Raw genomic sequence first — 21,407 nt, 5'->3', positions numbered from 1 at the left:
GAGGAAAAGCTACGGACGTAACGCGCCGTCGACAAGTCCGTCGAACCCGAGCCGGACGACGCTCTGGGCCAGGGCGCTCGCCTCGCGGGCGGCGTCCTCGAAGTCCATCAGCCTTTTGAACGCCGCACCGTAGACGCGTTGGTCGCCGACGGGCAGCCGGGGGATCTGCACCCGCCGGGCGTCGATCCTGCTGGAGGCCGCCGACGCACGGGCGGCACCGGAACCGCCCGCGACACGCAGGAAACCGGCCAGGAAGTAGGGGTCGATCCGGTCGGGGTCGGCGCGGAAGAGCAGCAACTGCGGACCGAGCGCCACTCCGGCGCCGGTCATCACACGTGCGGCGGGACCGCTCGGTGTCAGCGGGATCACGACGTCACCGGCCTGGACGATGACCGTGCCGAGCTCGGGGACCGTGTTCCCCGTGGGCCCCCTCCCCTTCACGACGTCTCGCACCGTGAGCACGGGCAGGTCCCCGTGATCGATCGTCATCCTGAGCGGCGCCTGGTGGACGGTGACCACCCCGGCCTTGATCAACTCCCCGACGGTGGTCATCGGCAGGTCCCGGCGATCCGGCGGCACCGCCAGGTCGGGGATCGCACCGGCCAGCGCCGTGACGGTCGAGACCAGCCGATCCCTCACCGCCGGGAAACCAGGTGTGACCTCACCCGGCGCGACGAGGTGACGCGGCGTGGACAGGTCCACCTCGTCGTCGAGCAGGTCGATGATCCGGACGGTACGGCTGACGCCCGGCAGCACGGCGTCCGGGTCGGCGTCGAAGCGGCGCCAGGCACGCTCCACCGTCGAGAGGTCGTCCGTGGCGTCCACCATGAGCACGCTGGAGGGCAGTTCCCGCCCCGGCGAGGGCCTGCGGAGCACCCAGAGGTCCGGAGCCGAGCCGGACCCCGGTGTCGCCCCCACCGGCAGGGTGACGATCGCCCGCAGCGCCCCGGAGCGGAGCAGGTTCCCGCGGATCCGGCGGCCGGAGCGGCGTCCGGCCGCGCTGGGAGGCATCATGATGACGACCACTCCCCCGGGCCTGACGTGGGCCAGGCAGTGCTGCACCCACGCCAGCTCGGACTCACCTCGCGGCGGCAGGCCGTACTCCCAGCGGTGGTCGCTGACGAGCTCCTCGTATCCCCAGTTCCTGTCGCTGAACGGCGGGTTACAGAGCACCGCGTCGACCTGTTCCCAGGAAAAGGCGTCGGCACGGAGCGAGTCTCCGGTCCGGATGGTCCTCTGCTTCCCGGCGAACCCGAGGCGGGCGTCGCTCAGCCGGGCCGACGCCGTTTCGAGGTCCTGGCCCAGGACGTGCGTCGCGGTCGAGGCCAGCAGCAGCGTTCCGATACCGCAGGCGGGGTCGAGGACGGTGTCGCCGTCCACCAGGCTCGCCATCAGCCGGGCGACGGCCTCGGGGGTGTCGAGCAGGCGGCGCGAGTGCGCCTCGGTGTAGCGCTCGCACAGGAAGTCGAACGCCTCCGCCTCGCCGACCCGGTCCGACCACTCGGCGATGTCCCCGAGCAGGTCCGCGTCGATCTCCCAGGTGAGTTCGGCGTCTATCCCGAGCCTGCGAGCCATCAGGAACGTACCGGCCTCGCTGACCAGCTCGATCAGGTGCAGGTCGTCGCCGACGCCGCGCAGCCGTTGCCAGATCCGGTCGCCGGGAGAGGCGGTGAAGCCCTTGTCGTGCCGCCTGGCCCAGTCCTCCACCTCGCGCAGCGAGAACAGCGGGCTGGAGGCGGTCCCGCCGACCGGCTGCGGAAAGTCGTCGAAGCGTTTGCGCCAGTTGCTCACCGCGGCCCTGCCGACATCGGCCAGGCGGGCGATGTCACCGGCGTTGACCGTCGTGTCACCGCTCATACGGCACCGTCCGGAAGCCACAGGTCGAGCCCCGCACGCTTGAGACGCTCGCGCCGGACCTCGTAACCGGGCATCGCCAGGGCGACGACCTTCCAGAAGGCCGGACCGTGATCGCGGTGCCGGATGTGCGCCAGCTCGTGCAGGAGAACGTAGTCGATCAGGTCGGGCGGCAGCTGCATGGTCGCCCAGTGGATGTTGACCCGGCCGTCCACCGAGCAGGATCCCCAGCGGTGACCGAGCGGCATGACCCGCAGCCCCGAGAGCGTCACCCCGACACGTTCGGCCCACGGCCGGATCCGCCGTCGCAGCCAGGGTTCGCCGACCTTGCGATACCAGCGGACGAGCTGCCGGGGCGCGTCCTCCAGGTCGGTCCTGGCGAGCTCCAACCGGCCGCGCACCAGCCGTACCGGTCCCTCGTCCACGAGCAGCAGCCGGTACGAGCGGCCGAGGTAGGGGAAGCCCTCGCCGGAGACGTACTCCCGCTCGGGTCTGGGCTCGCCGAGAGACCTGCGCTCGGCGATCTTGCCGTACAGCCAGCGGCGCCTGGACTCAATGATCTTCACCAGCGCGTCCCGGTCGACCTGTGGCGGGACCACGGCCGTCACCGAGGCGTCCCGTTCGACGGTGAGCCGGACCGAGCGCCGCCGGTCGGAGACCTCGACGGTGACGTCGAGGTCTCCGACGGTCAGCGAGTCGGGAAGTGCCATGGTCACAAGCATGCCAGCCCTCCGGATCACTCCCGGACGATGCCCTTCCGGTTGCTCTCGACGACGTCGAACAGCTTGTCGGCCAGCTCGGCGATCTGCTGGTAGCGGCAGACGTCCATCAGTTCCCTGGCGATCTGGTGACGAAACGCCTCCTTGTCGGCATCCTTGCGCCAGAAGTCACGCCGGGTGGTCACCTCGACGGCGAGCCCGTGGATCGTCCGCGCCACATCGGCGAGCGCGGCCCCCGCGTCCTCGGGGAGCATCCCGTCGCGGTGGGTCTCGCTCAGCAGCACGCCGTACAGCGGGCCCTCGACCGGGCCGAGCCCGTGCGGGTACTCCGGGCGCTCGTCGCGGGCCTCGGTGATCAGTGCCGCGAAGGCGAGCACCTGCTGCTCGAAGTTCTCCTTGAACTCCTCCAGGATCCGTTCCAGCCGCTCGCTGAGCCTGCGGTAGCGCTCCGGGTCCTCGGCCAGGTGCACGTCGATGTGGTGGCGGAGGGCGTGCTCCATCTCCGAGGCCTTGGCCCGGGATCCGCCGGCCATGGCCTCCACCTTGGTGTCGAAGTCGGGCGAGGTGAGCGCGACCGGCGGCAGCTTCTGTTCCACGCCGAGCGACTCCACGTGCTGGTCGATGAGCTCGCGGATCTTCGCGCCGTACAGGCTCGGGTCGAACTCGCCGTCCGGGAGGCGGTAGCGGCGCCCGGTGTGCAGCTTGATGAGCGCGAACAGCTTCACGTCCGGCAGGTACGGCCTCGCCTCCGGGTTGGGCAGCACCGCGTCGACCGTGGTGAGGAACCGCTTCAGCTCGACCTCGAATCTGTCGCGCAGCTCCGGGTCCCTCAGCAGCTCGACGCAGTCCTCCACGACGTCGTCCCTGCGCAGCGGGTCGTCCGCGTCCGCCAGGGGGATCCCCCGATCGGTGAAGAGCATCCGGACCCTGGCGCGTCGTGGCTCCAGCTTGAGGACCTCGTCGCCGATGTCCTTGAGCGCGCCCTGGATGTCCTCCGCCGCGTACGCCTTCAACGCCTCGTTGAGGTGGTTGGCGACCCCGAAGTAGTCGACGACGTAGCCGCACCTCTTCTGCGGACCGGCGACGCGGTTGACCCGGGCGACCGCCTGGAGCAGCTCGGCCTCCTTGAGCGACCTGTCGATGTACATCACCTGCTCGATCGGCGCGTCGAACCCGGTGAGCAGCATCGACTTGACGATCAGGAACGCGATCGGGCGCTCCTCGTCGTCGGTGAACGGGCGGGTGAACGCCTCGATCCGCTTGTCCTGCTCGGTCGAGTCGGTCCACGTGTGGTACTCGGCCGTGTCGTTGCCGTCGGCGGAGATCACCGGCGCGAAGTCCATCCGCCGGATCAGGTCGAGGCGTCCGGCCGCCGCGACCAGGAACGCCTTCCTGCCCTTGAGCTCCGTCGGGTCGATCTCCCGTACGTGGGCGGGCAGCTTCTCGATCTCCCTGACCAGCTCGTCCCTGGCCGCGATCAGCGCGACGCGGTAGCGCAGCGTGGCGAGCCTGCTGGTGGCCACCACCTGCGCCTTGTACCCGCCGGGCAGCACGGTCTCGACGTAGTGCCGCAGCATGCTCCTGGCCTTGGCCGCGATCAGCCTCTCGGCCTCCAGCACGTCGCCCTTGGTGGCGTAGCGCTTCTGGAGCCGCTCGCGCTGCTCGTCGGTGAGGTCGAACATGTCCTCGAAGACCTCGTCGAGGTCCCGGCCGTCGCGCACCGCGCCCTTGACCGCGTACCCCTCGTAGAAGATCGGCACGATGACGCCGTCCTCCTCGGCCTCCTTGAGCCGGTACCGGTCGATGAAGTCGCCGAAGATCTCCATCGTGGTCTTCCTGGCCCGCCGCTCCGTGATGATCGGCGTGCCGGTGAACCCGATCCTGGCGCAGTTGGGCAGCGCCTCCAGGAGGTTGGCGTGCAGGGCGGAGCCGTGCGAGCGGTGCGCCTCGTCGATGAGCACCAGGACCGACTCGTCGGTGTTGAGCTCCCCGAAGACCGAGTTCCGGTCGCTGAGGCCGGCGCCCCTGTTCCGTACGTCCTGCTGCTTCTGGATCATCACGAAGACGACGCCGGGGCCGCGCCTGGCGAGGTACGCCCTGGCCTCCTCGACGTTCCGGGCGACGTCGACCTTCTCCCCCGTCAGCCGCATCGTCTCGCTTAGCTGGGTCTGCAGCTGGGTCCGGTCGGTGACCAGGACCACCTTCATGTCGTCCAGCCCCGGCGTCATGCGGAGCTTGCGGACCAGGAAGGTCATGGTGAGGCTCTTGCCGGAGCCCTGGGTGTGCCAGATGATCCCGCCGCGCCGGTCCTGCTTGCCGTCCCGCTTCCTGGACGGCTCGGTGCGCAGGTTCCTGATCGACTTCTCCACCGCGCGGTACTGCTGGTAGCGCGGCGCGGCCTTGACGATGACGCCGTCCTTGGTGGGCAGGAACGTCACGTAGTTGTGCGCGATGTCGAGCAGCCTCTTCGGGTGCAGTACGACTCCCGCCAGGATCTCCTGGTTCCTGACCGTACCCACCTGGTCGGCCAGCTCCTCCCTCGACACCGGGAAGGGGTCGCGCCAGGGCACGTAGTGCTCGGCCTCGGCGGTGAAGGTGCCCAGCCGCGCGTCCTCCCCCGAGGCGGCGACAGTGAGCTGCACGGTGTTGAAGAGCTTCGGCACCCCCTGACCTGGGCTGTACGGCGGGCACTCGGCGTAGCGCCTGATCTGCTTGACGGCCTTCGCCGTGGCGTCGGTGCCGGGCCTCTTGCACTCGACCACCACGAGCGGGACGCCGTTCACGAGCAGCACCAGGTCGAGCACGACGTGGTTCTTCGGCCCCTGCCTGCCGGGGATGTTCACCCGGAACTGGCTGACCACGGTGAAGTCGTTGACCGACGCCTTCTCCGGGTCCCACTCGATGTAGTGGATCAGCTGGTCGCGGCCCTGGTTCCAGCCGTCGAGGCCCGGTACGGCGAAGCCGTTGACCAGCAGCTCGGTGGCCTTCTGGTTCGCCTCCAGCAGGCTCGACACCCCGGGCCTGCGCAGCGCGTTGACCGCCTGGCTGATCCTGCGCTCGTCCAGCCAGGGCCTGCCGTCGGGTCCGAGGTTGATCCGGAGGATCGCGGCCCTGAGCCTGCTCTCCAGGAACACCTCGTCGAAGGAGGTCCGCTGCGAGTTCTCGGGCTCCAGCACGGCGAGCGCGCCCGTCTCGGCCCCGGCGAAGTGGGTCCAGCCCATCTTCTTGAGCTGGTTGATCAGTGGCGCCTCGACCTCGCTGTATTCACTCACCGCAAACCCCTGACTGGCTGTGTGTGATCGAATAAGCTCGCTGCGTGACCGTTTACACTGGGAGCATGAGCGGACCGGCGGACGCATCCGACGCGGAGGCCATCGACTACGAGGCCATCCGGCGGCGCTTTCCCTGGGTCGGCTGCTTCGACAGCGGCGAGGACGACCTCTCGTCCCGCTACCGCGACATGGCGTAGGGAATTATGAAGATCAGACCCCTGGTCTGGCCGTTTCACGAGCTGCACTGAACGTCCGGGCACACTCGCCGAGATCGGTTCCGGTTGCCGGGATAAATGCGCTTCCGGCCCTTCGCGTTCGTTCACAGGATTTCTCTTTCCTCGTCGTCATTCACATATGACCGGTGACACACCTGGTTCGCTGGGCGAACGGTGGCGTGTCTGGAAAAATCCCCCGAGTGAACTTCACGGTGATCCGCTGCTTTCTGAGCGGATCACCTTTGGTGCGTTCTACAGCATGTTCTCCACGTCCTTGACTCGCACGCGCCCGGCCAACAGGTCATCCACGAGTCCCTGCTTTAGCTTGGACAGCTTTCGGCGCATATTTATCGAGCCGACAAGGCGATCATCACATGCAGCGATCACCTCGACAATTCCATTTTGTTCATTGAGTGAAGGAAGATCGACTCGAATGTTTCGAACGTCGGCTAACGTAACTTTTGGCCGCGTTATACCGCCAGTAATAGTACGAATTTGAGAGCGCACTATTTCATGATTTATTGCAAGCGTCAGCCAACGCGGATTGACTATCCTCATGTCGGGCCGTAGGCGGATAATATCCGCAGTGATGATTCCGTTCGCCATGCCATCCGGATAAACGGCTGCCACACATGGCGGCAGCCCCATCTTAGTAAGGACCACGTCTTGAGCACGCACTTGATGCGCAGACAGCGTACGCGCCTTAGCCGAGTCTACGTAAACATTGCTAACCCAACGAAAACCATCTACATTTATATCTCGGACGAAAACTACAGGAACACCATTGGACCGATAATCTCCTGCCGTCAGATCACTCCCAAAGGGTCCTATGACAGTGCTTCCACTTTCTTTCGACGCCAAGTCGACGAGTAACATCGAAGGACCTGAGCATGCAGAAATAAGCCGATCCACTAGGCTATCCCGGATCAGATCATCTTTATCAATCTGACGATCGAGAGCACTCATCTTTAAATCGAGGGCACTTATAATATCCACGATCCGCCGCTGCTCCCATAACGGCATTTCCGGAAAAGGCATCGCAGCAAGTTGACGTGAATTAATTGTGTACAGTCCGGAGCTTGTCGCACACATCATTCGCCAATAAGCACGAGCTGACTGGGAGTTCAGCCAAGCCTCTCCGAATTCCGATCGAACTCGTATGGAACGAAGTCGAAACAGATGGTTCTGGTGAAGCAGGCCCTCAGCTTCACGATCGACTCTCGCACACCTGCCAATCTCTTCAGGGTTGGCATGGCCCTCTACGACCAGCAGATCTCCTGCCATGAGTTGATATTTCTGCCGCTCCAGCAGTGAAGCCTCCATAAAAGCAAGATCAGAGATATCGATCTTGCCGCGCTGGACATTGGCCACCCGCAGATATCCACTAGCGGATTTACTCGGCTGACGGTGAGGACCAAGCGTAATCCCTGCACTGACAGAGAATAGATCACCAAGCTTACGCATCGGCCACGGAGAAGCATCATGCATAGCCGAGCCCCTTCAGGTAAGAATCCAGACGGGCGGCGGCAGCGCCTCTTTCCGACTCCAGGTTACGGAGAGTTATCATGTATTTGTCAGCCCAGGCGCGGAAGCGAGCAACCGAGTCACGGCGACGTGTCGCGATTTTGGCGTCAAGGCGGCTGGATAGATCAGCCTTAATTATGCCGAGGACTAGATCCATCGCACCCTCCCCCACTGTGGCAATCAAGACGCCCGAATCGATCTCCCCCTCTGGGAGACTCGCTTTTTCGGACATCATTAAGTCAAGCTGACCGATCACAATCCCGTCTCCGCTACCACTGCCGCTTCCCAGTAATTCCACAGCGGCACGACGGCCGATCAGAGGAGCGCATGCCACACGAAGCCTAGACAGAAATTCCTGTTCCAAGTCCTTAGATGCCTTCCGCGCCGCAGCGAGGTCAGTTTTGAGCTTCTTCAACTCGGCCGGGTTCAACATCTCTTCGGGCTCGTCGGCTTCCTCATCGTCACCTGGAGTCGCCGTGGCCGCCTTGACCTGGGCATCCAGTTCCGCACGCCGGGCTTCGGTCTCCTCAAGCTGGGCCAGGTAATCGGGAAGCAGGAGCGGGACCACGCGGTGTTCGCGGGCCTTACGACGTTGGGCGGCCACGCGGTTCTTGTCGCGGGCCTCTTCCAGGCCATCCTCCGAGAAGGCGGCCTCGATCGTTGAAAGCCAACCCCGGACGACGCCGCTGAACTCGTTGTAGGAGAGCGTGCGGATGTCGTACTGCGCCTCACCCCACCAAGAGGCGATCACCCCGGCCAGCTCGAAGCGGTCGAGCAGCCCGAGCGGTGACAACTCGGCGACGAACGACGCCAGCAGCTCGGCCCGAACCTCCATAACCTTCTTGGTCGAAGGCAACTCGATGAGCCGCTTGCTGTGCCGTCCCCACCACTCGTCGAACGCCTCGCGCAGGCGGTCCTCCGCCGCGCGGGTCAGCGACGGGATCCGCTCGGCGGTGGCCTCCCAGCCCTCGGGGAGGAAGTCGTAGTAGTCGGCGTCGCGCTCGGCGAACAGCGCGTGCGGGTCGACGTCGAAGGCCGCGAACAGCGACTCGAAGGCACGGACCTCGGCCTTGGGGACGCCGCCGTGCAGGTGGGCACGGACGTCTTGGGGCTCGGGCGGCGGGGTGTTGTCGACGTAGCGCCGGATGTTGAGGTTGAAGTCGTTCTCGCGCAGTTCCTCGATGTCGACGACGCGGGCGAAGCCGGGGATGTCGCTGTAGTCGTCGAAGGCGGAGACGATCTTCTCGGAGTGCTGGGGGTCGAGGTAGTTCTGCGCGCGGCCGGAGGTGTATTCGCGGTCGGCGTTGATGAACAGGATCTTGCCGCGCCGCTCCTCCTCGCGCCGGGCCGTGCCGCGCAGGATCAGGATGCAGGCGGGGATGCCGGTGCCATAAAAGAGGTTGGGGGCGAGGCCGATGACCGCTTCGAGGCGGTCGGCCTCGATGATGCCCTGACGGATCTTCTTCTCGTCACCGCCCCGGAAGAGCACGCCGTGCGGCAGGACGATGGCGGCCAAGCCGGTGGGTGCGAGCACGGCCAGCACGTGCTGGGCGAACATCAAATCGGCCTTCTTGCCCGAGGCCGGCGTGTAGCCGTACTGGAAACGCTCCTTGTGCTCCAGGCTCGCCGGGTCGTAGTTCTGCGAGAACGGCGGGTTGGTGAGCACCCGGTCGAAGCGCATGAGCTCGCCGCCCTCGACGTGCTGAGGCGAGGCCAGGGTGTCGTCGTTGCGGATGTCGGCGTTGGCGACGCCGTGCAGGATCATGTTCATCTTCGAGATGGACCAGGAGCCGCCGTCGTTCTCCTGCCCGTAGAGGGACAGGTCACGGACGTCCTGGCCGTGCTCGGCGATGTATTCCTTGGCGTGGATGAGCATGCCGCCGGACCCCGAGCACGGGTCGTAGATCCGCATGCCCTGCTGGGGCTTGACCAGCCGGTTCATCATCCGGACCACGCCGCGCGGGGTGTAGAACTGGCCGCCCTTCTTGCCGCCCTCGTCGGCGAACTCGCCGATCAGGTACTCGTAGGCGGCGCCGAGCAGGTCGGGGAACTCGAAGTCGTCGTTGCGCAGCCGGTAGCGGTCGAAGTGGTCGATGAACTGCTGGATCTTCTTGTCGGGGATCGTGGAGTTGCCGACCCGACGGGTGAAGTCGATGTGCCCGAGGACGTCCTTGAGCGGGGCGTTCTCCTCCTCCAGCGCCTCCAGCGCCTTGTTGAGGAGATCGCCCGGCGCTTTCTTGCGGGACTCCGCCTTGATGTGGCTCCAGCGGGCCCGCTCGGGCACGAAGAAGGCCCCCTGGTAGAGGAACGGCAGCTCGGCGGCCTGCTCGGCCTGCTCCTGGGTCTTGCCCTTGGCCTTCTGCTCCTCGATGACCTGCTCGCGCATCTCGTCGAACTGGTCGGAGCAGCGCTTGAGGAAGAGCATCCCGAAGATGTAGCGGCCGTACTCGGCGGCGTCCATCTTGCCGCGAAGGATGTCGGCCGCACCGAACAGGTGCAGTTCCAACTGCGGCAGGGTCAGCTTCGCCACTGGCGGCCTTTCTCGCGGGGGTTCCCAAAGGACTCAGGCTAGCCAGACCGGGACACCTGAGCGGCAGGTTTCCCGGCCGACCGCAACCCTACAGCGATCAGCACCAGTTGACTACATCAATTCGTGTGTGAACTTCAGTCACATCAAAATCACCCTCGCAGGCCTCGCTCCTCTCTGTCCAGGCTCACCGGCGTCGCGCCTCCCGAACGGTTCGCCCCATGAACGACAACCTCAAGATCACACCCGGTCAGGCGGCCAGCTCACTGTTCAAGTGATCGCGGAACTCTCGAACCATCACGCTGTCCTCGTACGGCTCAAGTTGTCCGGCGAATCTCCGAAGACGTTCAACTGTGCGGGCGGAGGTCAGCGCCTTGGTCGCCGGGATGGCGGCCCTCGCGCAGGCGAGGGCTTGATCCAGCTCGCCCATTCCCAGATACGCCCCAGCGGCACTCAGCCGGTTGATCTGGGCGGACCGAGGAAGACGCTCACTGAATTCGGTCACCGCCGCCTCTGCGCAAGCCGCCGCCCGCGCGTAGTCACCCAGCAGCCGCCAGCACCCGCCCGCCTGCCCGTTCAGCTCCACCTCGTCGTACTTGTCCGCCCACTCCGGATCGCGGTCAGTAGTTCCTTGGGCGTAGGCGCGCTCGACTTCGACGAGCAATTGTTCGACCTGCTTGGCGCTGTGCCGATCGTGGGTCTCAGCCGGTTTGGTCTGCAAGGCCGTCGCTCTGGCCTCCCTGGCCAGCATCAAGGCCATGACGCGAGGGGGTGCCTGCGCCCGACGGGCGGTGTCGACAGCGGCTCTGGCCAGCCACACCGCCCAGGTGCCCTCTTCCAGATGGATGGCCTGCAAGGTCAGCGTCGCCAGCACCCAGGCGCCGGTCAGCGGGTCGTCGCCACTCTTGGCCAGTCGCAGCGCCTGGCCGAAGTGCTGCTGTGCTTGCCCGTGCCGGTTGAGGTCGAAGGCCGTCCAGCCCGCCAGCCAGGTCATCCCGGCCGCTGCCGTCATCAGCGCCGAGCCCACCCGGTCGTCGTAGCGGTCGCGCAGCAGTGGCGTCACGCTCTCGTTCAGGTATTTGACCACCACCGGGCGCACCAGTCCGGCCCCGAACCGCTGGTCTATCTGGCCGAACGCCTTCTGCGCCTCGACGATCCGCGCCACGTCGGCGAGACCCACCACGCGCCCCGCACCCTGCCGGGCGGCCGATGCGATGGGGGTGCCGTAGTTCCAGGAGACCAGCCATTCCCCCAGGGCTCCGGGCACGAACGGCAGCGAGGCCAGCAGGTGACGCCGGGACGGATCCATCTCCAACCTCCACAGAAGCGCGGCCGACCTCACGGTAGCCGCCGGTGAGCCGTCGCCACAGCCCGCGATCGGCCACGATGATGTCTCCCCGTAGGACCAGCCGTCTATCCACCGCTCGACCTCGACGGCCTCCACCCCGAACACGGTGGCGATCTGCGGCCGGTAGCAGGCACGTACCCCCTGCTCGCCGCGTTCCCACCGTGCCCAGGTCGTCGGGGTCACCCCGAGCGCCTCCGCCGCCGCCTCCTGGCTCATCCCCCGCTGCAGCCGCGCCCTCACCAGCTCGGGACGAGCCTTACGACTCCGTGACTCACCCATGCCACCCTCCTCCGGTATACGAACGACTACCTATTGTGATGAAGGAGAATCGCCGCACACCACCCCGCCGAGAAGAACGACCAGAAACCGACCACCCCACGCGAGCAGACGCGAGCCGGCATTCCACCTCTGCGTCGAAGTGGAGCGCCAGCAGGTCGCGAATCGCCTCCTTTAACCGCTTGGCCTGGGGAAACGACCAGAGATCGGCCGCGCCGGACACGCTGTTCCCGGAACCTCGGTAAACGAGCGGGGCTCGACGTTCACCTCACTCCGCCCATCGCGTTTCCTGCTGTCCACGGTCACCGACAGCGAACGGAGCGTGCTCATGCGGCCATCCGGCGGCATCCCCCACGGTGCTCACGATCACCCCAGCGAGAATCTGACCTTCCCCCCGGATCACGACCGAAGAGGCACCGGCCTGACGGGGCAGAACGCCGGCGTGGCGGGAGGTGACGACGTTCGCGCGCTGGTCGAGGTCCTTCAGCCTGGCTCGGCCTCGCGCCGCGCCCGCGCCGTGGTCCGGGAGGTGCTCCGGGAAGCCGGTCTGGACGACGACGCCGTCTCCGACGCGGAGACCATCGTGGCGGAGCTGGCCGCCAACGCCGAGAGGCACGCCTGTCCCCCGTACGAGCTGCGCGTCCTCGGCCTGGACGGCGCTCCCGCCTGGTGCGAGGTCGTCGACGGTGATCCCGACCTCCACGAAGTCCGCATCATTCTCGACCTTCTCCACTCGGTGGAGGAGATCGGCCTGCCCCTGCTCGCCGAGAACGGCCGCGGCCTGCTCCTGGTCCACCGGCTCTCCCAAGGGCGGTGCCACGTCCACCCCGCCACGGCCCACACCACCGGTACCCCCGGCAAAGCCGTCACCTTCGCCCTGCCCACCCACCGTTGACGTCGCCTTACAATCCGTCACGACGACGATCACCATGGCGGCTCCCCTGTTTTGGCAGGTGACGACTCCATCAGGACCTCGCGATCAAGGGGCAAGGCATCAATCGAGATGCCGTCCGGACGATGTCGGCTCTCACAGCCTGCCGACCATGCGCAGCGCCGCCACCAGCCACGAACGACAGGAACGAGAAATTCGGTTGTGAACATGAGTCACACATGCTTCACTGATCCCATCGGACGGCGACTCGATCGCCCCCTCGGTTTCAGTAGGAGATCACTGTGTCCTCTTCCCCGGCACACGCAACGCTCCATGACATCGTCCAGACTCGGCTGGCCGCCTCCGGTCTCCCGGCCGAGGCCAGAGGTCTGGTGCTCTCAGCCCTCGGCGAGCCGCCACCGGCGCCCTCCGGGTCCCCCACCGGGGTCTACCTGCGGGCGATCACCGTCGCGGGTTTCCGGGGCATCGGACGGCCCGCCCGGCTCCAGCTTCCCCAGGGCAATGGGCTCGTCGTCGTCACCGGGCGCAACGGCTCGGGCAAGTCCAGCTTCGCCGAGGCCGTCGAGATGGCCCTGACCGGGCAGAACTCACGCTGGAACGCCAGGTCGCAGGTGTGGACGAGCAGCTTCAAGAACCTGCACAGCCAGACGAACCCGGAGATCGAGGTGGAGCTGCTGGTGTCGGGTGAGTCCCGGCCCACCGTGGTCCGCAGGGAGTGGACCGGCGCCAGGGTCGAGGATTCGTCGGCCGCGGTGCGGCGTCCCGGGCAGGGCTCCGAGCAGCCGTTGAGCGCGCTGAACCTGGCTCACGCGCTGACGGCCCACCGTCCCTTCCTGCCGTACGCGGAGCTGGGCGGCGCTCTGGACAAGCCGTCCGACCTGTACGACAAGGTCTCTGGAATCCTCGGGCTCGGCCCCCTCACCGAGGCGTGCAAGGTGCTCCGCGACCAGAAGAACGCCCTGGGTAAGAAGGTGGCGGCCTCCCGCCAGGCTCTCCTCCCGTTGCTCAGCGCGCTGTCCCCTGTCGACGATCCCAGGGCACGTGCCGCCTACGCCGAGCTGAGCGGGAACCGGCCCGACCTCTCGGCGGTCGAGGCGCTCGCCGTCGGCGACGGAGCGCAGGCCGAGCTGCGGGCGCTCCGCCGGATGGCTGAGCTTGTCGGCCCCGACGCGCAGGCCGTACGGGAAGCCGCCGAACGGGTGCGTACCGCCTCACGCGCCCTGGAGACGATCCGGCACGGTGCGGCGGAGGACGCCCGCGAGCGCGCCGAACTGCTCGACCGGGCACTCGCGTACCACCGGGGACATCAGGGTGACGGCGCCTGCCCGGTCTGCGAGGCCCCGGACCGTCTCGACGAGGCCTGGGCCGTACGCGCACGGGCCGAGGTAACGCGGTTGCGCGAGGAGGCCGCCTCCGCAGAGGCCGTCCGGGCCGAGTCCCGGTCCGCCTGGGCCGCGGCGCGGCGACTCATCGGTGACCCGCCCGCAGGAATGCCGGAATCCCTTACGGTGTCGTGGCGGGAGTGGCAGGCCTGCCGGGAGGGGGAGGACATCGGGCGGTTCGCCGAGGTCGGCACGCGGCTGGCCGAGGAGTGCCGGCTGGTCAGGGAGGAGGCCGCCAAGCGCCTCGCCGATCAGGACAACCGGTGGAACGACCTGGTCGGAGCCGTGGCGGCGTGGTGCCGGGAGGCGCGCGAGGTTACTGAGATCAGGATCCGGCTTCCGCTGGTCAAGCTCGCCGACGAGTGGCTGCACGAGGTTCACGATGACCTTCGGGCGGCCCGCATGTCCGCGCAGGGGCAGGACGCCCGGATGTACTGGGCGATCATGCGCCAGCAGAGCAATGTGAGCCTGGGTGAGATCCGGCTGGCGGGCAACCGTACCCAGCGCAAGGTCGAACTCGACGTGACGGTGGACGAGGTGCCGGGCGCGGCCCTCGGCGTGATGAGCCAGGGTGAGTTGCACGCGCTGGCGCTCTCGCTGTTCCTGCCCAGGGCCCTCGCCGACGAGAGCCCCTTCCGGTTCCTGGTCATCGACGACCCGGTGCAGTCGATGGACCCCGCCAAGGTCGACGGTCTGGCCCAGGTCCTGGAGACGGTGGCGGAGTTCCGGCAGGTGGTGGTGTTCACCCACGACACCCGCCTGACCGAGGCGATCCGCCGCCTGCGCATCCGGGCGACGATCCTGGAGGTGACGCGCAAGGAGCGTTCCGAGGTGGAGATCGAGGTCTCCGACGACCCGGTCGAGCGCGCGCTCAAGGACGCCCGGTCCGTCGTCGGTGACCCTCGGCTCCCCGACGGGGTGGCCGCCGCCGTCCTGCCCGGTCTCTGCCGGGTGGCCCTGGAAAGCGCCTTCGTCGAGGTCGCACGGCGACGGCTGCTGACCGCCGACACCGAGCACGACGTGGTCGAACGGCGGATCGCCGAGGCACGCAGGTCCTCGGACATCGCCGCCCTCGCCCTCGGCGTCGAGCCCGGCGAGGTGGTCGGTCGGCTCAACCGCACCATCGGCGCGTGGGCGGGAGAGGTGTTCCGCGCCTGCAACAGGGGCGCGCATGACCAGGAAGGCTTCGAGGCCGCCTTCCGCGGCACCGGCAAGGACCCCATCGAGTACGTGACCAAGCTGGCCAGGCGTCTGCGAGAGGCGAACTGACGTGACGACCCACACGCGCCTGCTCGACGCCGCCGATACGGTCCTGCGCTCCGGTGGGCGCGGACCGTGGCCCCGGACGACCGCCTTCCTGCTCCGGAAGGCGCTGGAGTCGTGCATGTGCGACTTCTGGCACCGTGCCCAGCTGGGCGTGGAGCGGTGTCGCATGCGGACCCAGATGCTCTGCCTGGCGCGGTACGCCGACGAGAGCACCGCCCGGCGTGTCTCCGGAGCGTGGGCCGCGCTCAGCGCCGCCTGCCACTATCACGGCTACGAGCTCAATCCGACGGCCGGTGAACTGCGCGCCCTCCACGACGAGGTGCGCGTCCTCACCGAGCGTCTCGGCCCGGTCCCGCCGTCGCTCTGAACCGGGCCGCCCGGCGTCAGGCGGGTGCGTACGTGAGGCAGTCGATGTCGTTCTGCGCGTAGCCGACGACGATGCCGGAGGCCTGGCACTCGTACTGGACGTTGTGCTGGCACTTGGCCATCTTGCAGGCGCCGACGTGCCCGGTGGCGGACGGGTCACCGCCCTTCGCGTCGACCTTGAAGAAGGTCTCGCACTCCGCGTGGCTGCTGTTGCCGACCGTGATGGCCAGGGCGTGGCAGGTGTGCGCCGTGTTGTAGGCGCACGCCTCGACCTGGCACTCGTTGACCGCGGGCATTTGCATGGCTGAACTCTCCTAGGGCTCGGGCCGGTCCCGGGCTCCACGAGCCTCGCCGGGGCCTGTCGCCCATTGGTCTGTCGTCGGTCTAGCCCGTGGCGGCGCGTCCCGGCTGGCGTCCGGAACGTCGGCCCGCCTCGCGCCGCGCCATGTCACGGCCGCCGATGCTCGCGGCCGGACGTGACGCGGCCCGTGCCCGCGTACGGGCTCCGGGACTACCCCGTCTCCTACCGCGCGCCGGTCGCCTTCACGCTCATACGGGTCCCAAGGCTTCTCCAAGAGAACCGGGGCGTTGGTCGCGCGGCGATGGGTTTCGGGGAAGGGGACGGAGACGGCCGACGATGCCCGAGGCCGGCATGTACTGGGCCGCGACGTAGGTGGCCATGATCAGGAAGCCGTGTGCCGACACCGTGATCGGGGAGACCCCGGTCGCGGGCACACCCCGGTGGCGGAGGGCCCGGCGGTCACCGGCCGAGCAGGTGGGCGTAGCCGGGCTCCAGGCCCGCCCGCGCGGCGATGCCCGCCGTACGGGCCGCGAAGTCCTCCTCGTCGGCCACCGTCGCGTTGTCCTCCAGGGTGACCCCCTCCGGCGGGTCGTCCCAGCCCACCGGGTCGGCGTCCCAGAGGTTGCCGCGGAGGACGACGTTCTCCAGCGGCGGCCAGACCCGCAGGACGGCCGTGTTGTCGGCGCGCTGGACGGCGTTGCCCTCGACGGTGACCCAGGCGGCGCCGTAGTCGGTGTAGAGGCCGAAGTTGTACGGCGTGAGCGTGTCGCGCACGACGTTGCCGAGGATCGTCGCGCCGTTGTCGTGGGAGTCGCCCTGCGGGCCCGACAGGTAGATGCCGCCGCCGTCGGCGAGCACCTTGAGGGTGTTGAAGGTGAGGTTGCGCAGGACCCGGGTGCCCTTGCCGGGACCGAGCACGATGCCGCAGTGCGGGACGTCGTTCACCTGGTTGTGCGCGACCGTGGAGCCCTCGCTCGCGGTCACCGCGATGCCGGGCGAGCCGGAGTACTCCAGGCCGATGTCGTGGATCCAGTTGTTCTCGACCGTGACGCCACGGCTCCCGTCGATCGAGATCCCGCCGCCGCAGACGTCCTCGAACACGTTGCCCCGCACCAGGACCTCGGCGCTGCCGCCGGAGAGCCGCAGGGCCGTGGCGCCCAGCCGGGTGAAGCGGCAGCCCTCGATCGCGACACGCTCGGCGCCCTCGAACACGACGTTCGCGGGGATCGTCAGCGACTCCCCGGGCACCGTCACCCACGCCCCCTCGGCGAACGACACCTTCTCGATGGGGCCGCCGTCGTAGTAACCGGTGCCGTGGTAGTGCAGGAAGCCCTCGGGGCGGCTCGGCCGCGTCCAGGTGGCGTCGGCGAAGGTGATGCCCAGGAAGGCGAGGTCGCGGGCGCCGGTGACCGTGACCAGTTCCTCCAGCACGGGCGCGACGACCTCCGTCCGCCCGGGATCCTCGCCGGGGCGCGGCCGGTAGCGCAGGACGTGACGGCCGGGGCGGGACCTGTCGAGGACGAAGGTGCCCGGCTCGGTCAGGAAGCCCGCGCCGTTCTCCACCCGGGTCGGCAGACCGGGACCGTAGGACTCGCCTCCGCCCTCCCAGGGCACCACCGAGTTGTAGAGCTCGATCGCCCAGCCGAAGGCGGGCTGGGCCATGGTGATGGTGCTCGAGTGCCCGTCACCCTCGACGGCGGCGACGCCGAGGCGGGCCTCCGTCCACGGGTAGACGCCGCGCAGGACGAACTCGACGTCGCCGGGGTTGCCCCAGCTCTGCGGGGCGACGCTGTCCGTGACGTAACCCGTGTCGGTTCTGGTGGCGTTCCCGGGAACGGTGTCGATCGAGGCCCGCTCGGCCCTGCGGCCGTCGACGTGGAGCCGGCGGGTGTCGAGGTCGCCGACCTCGGCCAGCCAGACGCCGTCCCGCTCCCGCCAGCCGGTGATCCTCCGGCCGCCGCTGACGACGGCCTCGCCCACGGCCCGGTAGGTCACGCCGGAGTCGGCCTCGGTGAGCCGGAGGGTTTCGGCGAGCCAGTGGGTACCCGCCAGCAGGTTGACCACGGCGCCCACGGTGCCCGCGCCGCGGGCCAGGTCACGGGCGTGGGCGAGGGTGGCGACGGGGCGTTCCCTGGTGCCGGGCCAGGCATCGTCACCGGAGGGGGAGACGTAGAGCTCGTTCAAGAGCGCTCCTCGTTTATTGTGTAAACAGTGATATACAACATAAACAGATATTGAGGTCGAGCGTCAAGCCGAAGGAGGACGGGTGACCGACGAGGAGGATCCGGACCGGACGGTCGAGCTGCTGTGGCGGGAGCCGCGGGACGCCGCACCGAGACAGGGGCTGAGCGTCGACGCGATCGTGCGCGCCGCCGTCGAGATCGCCGACGCCGACGGGATCGAGGGGCTGTCCATGCGCCGGGTCGGCGAACGGCTCGGCTTCACCAGCATGTCGCTGTACCGGCACGTACCGGGCAAGGCACAGCTCGTCGACCTGATGTGCGACGCCGTGACGGGCGACGTCACGGCAGAAACCGCGACGAGCACCGTGGCGGGCACCCCGACATGCACAGCGACGGACACAGCGACGGGCACCGTGGCGGACGATGTGGTGACGGACGCGGCGAGAAGCGAGGCCGGCGGCGGGGCGGCGGGGACCTCGGGGGGCACGCCGCGCGGGTGGCGCGAGGCGCTCGAGGGGTGGGCGCGTCGCGGCTGGGCCCTGTGCCGCCGCCATCCCTGGCTGGCCGGGGTGCGCGGCACCCGGCACGTTCCCGGCCCGAACTCCGTCGCCCACTTCGAGTACGCGCTCAGCACCGTGGCCGGGATCGGCCTCAAACCCGCCGAGATGGTCGCCGTGGTGGGCCTCGTCGGCCGGTTCGTGGACAGTGAGGCGGCCAGGGCCGCGGAGATCGACAAGGTCGAACGGCACACCGGGGTCTCCGAGGAGGAGTGGTGGGGCGCCAGGGACTCCCTGTACGAGAAGCTCCACCTCTACCCCACGCTGACCCGCGTCTGGGAGGCGGGCGGCTACGACGAGCCGGAGGACTCCTTCGAGTTCGGTCTGCGGCGCGTACTGGACGGCGTCGAGGCGCTGGTCCGCGAGCGTGATGCGAACCGTGACGCGGATCGTGACGAAAGGCGTGACGAAAGCGCCTCATGTGCGATGTGCGGAACGAGCATGGACCGGGCGGAAGCGGGCCGCCCCCGCGCCTACTGCTCGCGGGCCTGCCGGCAACGCGCCTACCGCAGGCGCCATCGGCCCGCACCGTGACCGGGTGGCCCCCCGGACCGGGCGGCCTTCTCCCGAACGTGCCCCCGGCCCGGAAGTGAGCCGATCCGCGCAGGTCACCGGCCTCCGGCGATCCCGGCGCGGTTCACGATCGGCATATGCCCGGCGCGGTTCACGATCGGCATATGCCCGGCGCGGTTCACGATCGGCGTATGCCCGGCGCGGTCTACGCCCCGGCGTCCTCGCCTTCGGGGGCGGCGTTCCAGAGCCGGGCGAGGAACAGGGTGAGCGTGCCCGCGACGGAGTCGCCGGGCTCATCCGGGTGGTCGAGCGCCCATGCGTCCAGCGCGTCGAAGACGCCGAGCGTCGCCACGGTGATCAGTTCGACGCTCGGGAACGGATCGATCAAGCCGATGCGCAGGCCGTTCGCGACGAGCCTGTGGATCCAGGAACGGCCGTCGCGGGCGAGGTGGGGCTGCCGGGCGAGTACTGCCCGGTCGTCCGGGTGCTCACGCAGGTGTGCCACCAGCCGTTCCGTACCCGCCGCCACCTGCTCCCACAGCTCGTCCCCTGCCGCCACGTCGACCCAGGGGCCGAGGGCGGCGAGCGTCCGGGTGCCGGCGTCGGCGACCACGGCGCCGAAGAGGTCGTCCTTGCCGTCGAAGTAGTGATAGGCGGAGGTCTTGGAGATGCCGGCCTCGGCGATGATCTGGTTGAAGGACGCGGCGTCCTTGCCGTCGCGCGCGAAGTGGGCGCGGGCGACGGCGAGAATGGAGGCTCGCGCGTCAGCCGGCAGCCGGTCGAAGCGTGGAAGCGGCATGGGTTCCCTAAAGGCTTTCCGTCAGCGGGGCGGCCGGCTGCCGGGTGGCAAGCCTGCGATTGACCCGGCCCGTCATGATCCAGTGTGCGGCCCACAGCGGGAGGGCGATCGCTCCGCCGGCGTACCCGGCCGTTCCGGGGAAGAGCGACAGGATTTGGAAAGTGCACCAGCCGTATCCGAGCGCCGTCCACCACCGGATGAATCCGCCCGGCACGCGCGCATCATCGGTCATCGAGGCGGCCACCGAGGCGGAGACGGCCCGCACGATGAAGAAGTCCTCGGTGAAGTTGTAGGGAATCGCGAACATCCACCAGACCGACGCGGGAGAGGCGGTCCTGGCCTCGGGCCGTACGAGCGCCATCGTCCGCTGGAGGGCGCGGCAGTACAGCGCGACGAGGCCGAGGAAGACGGCCAGGGCGATCAGCCCGCCGGGCATTCCCAGCGCCCCGATCTCGCCCAGGATCCCCGGCCCCCACTCCGGCGCCCAGAGCGGGTAGCCGAGGAGGATAGCGGTGAGGGCGGTGCCCACGGTCTTGACGGCGACTCGCATGCCTGAAGTGTACCGCTAGTACACACCGGTGGTTCACGTCTGACCTGGAGTCCGGGGAGGAAGCAGGACGCCCAGGAAAAGAGGTGAATCATCACAAGGAGAGCGACCGATGGCCACCGGCAACCTTGTCGCCGTCGCCGCCGGTGGATTGATCCGACCGCACCAGGGGAACCGCTACGACGGCGCGTCCGACGACGTCGAACGCGTGACGGGCGTGCCCGCCCAGACGGTCGAGGCGTTCGTGGCCCCTCGCGGGGATTTTCGTTCGGGCTGAGCCGCAGGTGAGCCGCGCCGGCCACGCAATGGAGGATTTCGATGCATGTATCCAAATCCCTGAACGCGCTGGATGAGTAAATCGGAACGGCTTACCTTGCGGTGACCCGATGTCGAAACAATCCGAAAAGGAACCGCTCCGCACGCGACAAGTTGCTCAACCGCGAATGCGCCCGCCGCCAGGCCAATCGTGTCTCAATTGGAGGGCGAGCACCATTCAACGACTCACCCACCATGTAAAACACGCTGTAAGCCCGGCGGCCCCCGACCCACGCGACCCGAGATTGGCTGATTCCGGCCGAAACTATCGGAATTCTACCGAAACTTCTGGGCGATGCGTAATGCACGTGACAGCGGCATTCCATGATCATAGTTGGGGGTCATCGCCCTCCGTCCGGCGCGCGATCGACCCGTTCGCTACGAAAGTTTCATCCCGCGCGCCGGGAGCGGGCACGAACCTTCCCTGGCCAGCAGGCGCAGGGGCACGCCCCGCGGGCCCGGCGTCCGGGGCTGCGAATCAAGTTACTTGACATCCGCAATCATGTCGTATTTGCTCCCTTGCATTACACCCCCATGCAGCGTGCAAGCGG

At 68.1% G+C, this 21,407-nt stretch carries 16 protein-coding genes; 6 read left to right on the top strand and 10 right to left on the bottom strand.

Annotated features, from left to right (window positions below; genetic code table 11):
• Nucleotides 1–9 precede the first annotated feature (9 nt).
• The 3 genes from ACTOQ2_RS09770 to ACTOQ2_RS09760 are packed head-to-tail and all read right to left on the bottom strand — an operon-like array spanning nt 10 to nt 5,845.
• Nucleotides 10–1,857, bottom strand: coding sequence for an HsdM family class I SAM-dependent methyltransferase (locus tag ACTOQ2_RS09770; RefSeq protein ID WP_440099324.1), 1,848 nt, complete (start codon nt 1,855–1,857; stop codon nt 10–12).
• Nucleotides 1,854–2,564: a M48 family metallopeptidase gene (locus ACTOQ2_RS09765; RefSeq protein WP_440099323.1), complete on the bottom strand. Its 711-nt coding sequence runs from the start codon at nt 2,562–2,564 to the stop codon at nt 1,854–1,856. Before ACTOQ2_RS09765 ends, ACTOQ2_RS09770 begins: the two co-directional genes overlap by 4 nt.
• Before the next feature lie 26 nt (nt 2,565–2,590).
• Nucleotides 2,591–5,845: a type I restriction endonuclease subunit R gene (locus ACTOQ2_RS09760; protein ID WP_440099322.1), complete on the bottom strand. Its 3,255-nt coding sequence runs from the start codon at nt 5,843–5,845 to the stop codon at nt 2,591–2,593.
• Between the two features lie 65 nt (nt 5,846–5,910).
• Here ACTOQ2_RS09760 and ACTOQ2_RS09755 point away from each other — a divergent pair, with 65 nt between their 5' ends.
• A complete protein-coding gene (locus tag ACTOQ2_RS09755; RefSeq protein WP_440099321.1) occupies nt 5,911–6,042 on the top strand; it encodes a hypothetical protein in 132 nt (43 codons plus the stop codon).
• A gap of 270 nt (nt 6,043–6,312) precedes the next feature.
• On the opposite strand, the gene ACTOQ2_RS09750 is transcribed toward ACTOQ2_RS09755, so the two are convergent.
• From ACTOQ2_RS09750 to ACTOQ2_RS09740, 3 genes are all read right to left on the bottom strand, one after another.
• The gene (locus ACTOQ2_RS09750) at nt 6,313–7,548 is read right to left on the bottom strand and encodes a restriction endonuclease subunit S (RefSeq protein ID WP_440099320.1); all 1,236 of its coding nucleotides are present in this window, start codon (nt 7,546–7,548) and stop codon (nt 6,313–6,315) included.
• Complete coding sequence (locus ACTOQ2_RS09745) at nt 7,541–10,114, bottom strand: N-6 DNA methylase (protein WP_440099319.1); 2,574 nt, start codon at nt 10,112–10,114, stop codon at nt 7,541–7,543. Before ACTOQ2_RS09745 ends, ACTOQ2_RS09750 begins: the two co-directional genes overlap by 8 nt.
• A gap of 247 nt (nt 10,115–10,361) precedes the next feature.
• Nucleotides 10,362–11,738 carry a helix-turn-helix domain-containing protein gene (locus tag ACTOQ2_RS09740; protein ID WP_440099318.1) on the bottom strand — a complete coding sequence of 459 codons (1,377 nt, stop codon included), beginning with the start codon at nt 11,736–11,738 and terminating at the stop codon, nt 10,362–10,364.
• 325 nt (nt 11,739–12,063) lie between these two features.
• Between ACTOQ2_RS09740 and ACTOQ2_RS09735 the strand changes: the two genes are divergently transcribed.
• The 3 genes from ACTOQ2_RS09735 to ACTOQ2_RS09725 all read left to right on the top strand — a co-directional run bounded on the left by ACTOQ2_RS09735 (nt 12,064) and on the right by ACTOQ2_RS09725 (nt 15,642).
• On the top strand, nt 12,064–12,630 hold the full coding sequence (locus ACTOQ2_RS09735) for an ATP-binding protein (protein ID WP_440099317.1): 567 nt from the start codon (nt 12,064–12,066) through the stop codon (nt 12,628–12,630).
• A 278-nt stretch (nt 12,631–12,908) separates the two neighbouring features.
• Nucleotides 12,909–15,278, top strand: a complete 2,370-nt coding sequence (locus ACTOQ2_RS09730) for an AAA family ATPase (protein ID WP_440099316.1) — start codon at nt 12,909–12,911, stop codon at nt 15,276–15,278.
• 1 nt (nt 15,279) lies between these two features.
• The gene (locus ACTOQ2_RS09725; RefSeq protein ID WP_440099315.1) at nt 15,280–15,642 is read left to right on the top strand and encodes a hypothetical protein; all 363 of its coding nucleotides are present in this window, start codon (nt 15,280–15,282) and stop codon (nt 15,640–15,642) included.
• Nucleotides 15,643–15,658: 16 nt separating this feature from the next.
• On the opposite strand, the gene ACTOQ2_RS09720 is transcribed toward ACTOQ2_RS09725, so the two are convergent.
• Complete coding sequence (locus ACTOQ2_RS09720; protein WP_440099314.1) at nt 15,659–15,943, bottom strand: DUF1540 domain-containing protein; 285 nt, start codon at nt 15,941–15,943, stop codon at nt 15,659–15,661.
• 458 nt (nt 15,944–16,401) lie between these two features.
• Nucleotides 16,402–18,126, bottom strand: a complete 1,725-nt coding sequence (locus tag ACTOQ2_RS09715) for a right-handed parallel beta-helix repeat-containing protein (RefSeq protein ID WP_440099313.1) — start codon at nt 18,124–18,126, stop codon at nt 16,402–16,404.
• An 82-nt stretch (nt 18,127–18,208) separates the two neighbouring features.
• On the opposite strand from ACTOQ2_RS09715, the gene ACTOQ2_RS09710 reads away from it, so the two are divergent.
• On the top strand, nt 18,209–19,216 hold the full coding sequence (locus ACTOQ2_RS09710) for a TetR/AcrR family transcriptional regulator (protein ID WP_440099312.1): 1,008 nt from the start codon (nt 18,209–18,211) through the stop codon (nt 19,214–19,216).
• Between the two features lie 184 nt (nt 19,217–19,400).
• Here the strand turns inward: ACTOQ2_RS09710 and ACTOQ2_RS09705 are convergent, their stop codons facing one another.
• Both ACTOQ2_RS09705 and ACTOQ2_RS09700 read right to left on the bottom strand, forming a co-directional pair.
• Nucleotides 19,401–19,994, bottom strand: a complete 594-nt coding sequence (locus ACTOQ2_RS09705; protein WP_440099311.1) for a TetR/AcrR family transcriptional regulator — start codon at nt 19,992–19,994, stop codon at nt 19,401–19,403.
• A 7-nt stretch (nt 19,995–20,001) separates the two neighbouring features.
• Complete coding sequence (locus ACTOQ2_RS09700; protein WP_440099310.1) at nt 20,002–20,544, bottom strand: hypothetical protein; 543 nt, start codon at nt 20,542–20,544, stop codon at nt 20,002–20,004.
• A 109-nt stretch (nt 20,545–20,653) separates the two neighbouring features.
• On the opposite strand from ACTOQ2_RS09700, the gene ACTOQ2_RS09695 reads away from it, so the two are divergent.
• On the top strand, nt 20,654–20,818 hold the full coding sequence (locus ACTOQ2_RS09695) for a hypothetical protein (RefSeq protein ID WP_440099309.1): 165 nt from the start codon (nt 20,654–20,656) through the stop codon (nt 20,816–20,818).
• Nucleotides 20,819–21,407 lie beyond the last annotated feature (589 nt).

It is taken from the genome of Streptosporangium sp. H16, assembly GCF_051918855.1.
Classification (GTDB): domain Bacteria; phylum Actinomycetota; class Actinomycetes; order Streptosporangiales; family Streptosporangiaceae; genus Streptosporangium.
Note: the sequence above shows the minus strand (reverse complement) of the source record. Positions and strands in the feature narration are given on the sequence as shown.

Bases quoted from the DNA above. Each gene is read 5' to 3' on its own strand.
- ACTOQ2_RS09770 (WP_440099324.1), bottom strand. From the start codon at position 1,857: ATGAGCGGTGACACGACGGTCAACGCCGGTGACATCGCCCGCCTGGCC.
- ACTOQ2_RS09765 (WP_440099323.1), bottom strand. From the start codon at position 2,564: ATGGCACTTCCCGACTCGCTGACCGTCGGAGACCTCGACGTCACCGTC.
- ACTOQ2_RS09755 (WP_440099321.1), top strand. From the start codon at position 5,911: ATGAGCGGACCGGCGGACGCATCCGACGCGGAGGCCATCGACTACGAG.
- ACTOQ2_RS09750 (WP_440099320.1), bottom strand. From the start codon at position 7,548: ATGCATGATGCTTCTCCGTGGCCGATGCGTAAGCTTGGTGATCTATTC.
- ACTOQ2_RS09740 (WP_440099318.1), bottom strand. From the start codon at position 11,738: ATGGGTGAGTCACGGAGTCGTAAGGCTCGTCCCGAGCTGGTGAGGGCG.
- ACTOQ2_RS09735 (WP_440099317.1), top strand. From the start codon at position 12,064: ATGCGGCCATCCGGCGGCATCCCCCACGGTGCTCACGATCACCCCAGC.
- ACTOQ2_RS09720 (WP_440099314.1), bottom strand. From the start codon at position 15,943: ATGCAAATGCCCGCGGTCAACGAGTGCCAGGTCGAGGCGTGCGCCTAC.
- ACTOQ2_RS09705 (WP_440099311.1), bottom strand. From the start codon at position 19,994: ATGCCGCTTCCACGCTTCGACCGGCTGCCGGCTGACGCGCGAGCCTCC.
- ACTOQ2_RS09700 (WP_440099310.1), bottom strand. From the start codon at position 20,544: ATGCGAGTCGCCGTCAAGACCGTGGGCACCGCCCTCACCGCTATCCTC.
- ACTOQ2_RS09695 (WP_440099309.1), top strand. From the start codon at position 20,654: ATGGCCACCGGCAACCTTGTCGCCGTCGCCGCCGGTGGATTGATCCGA.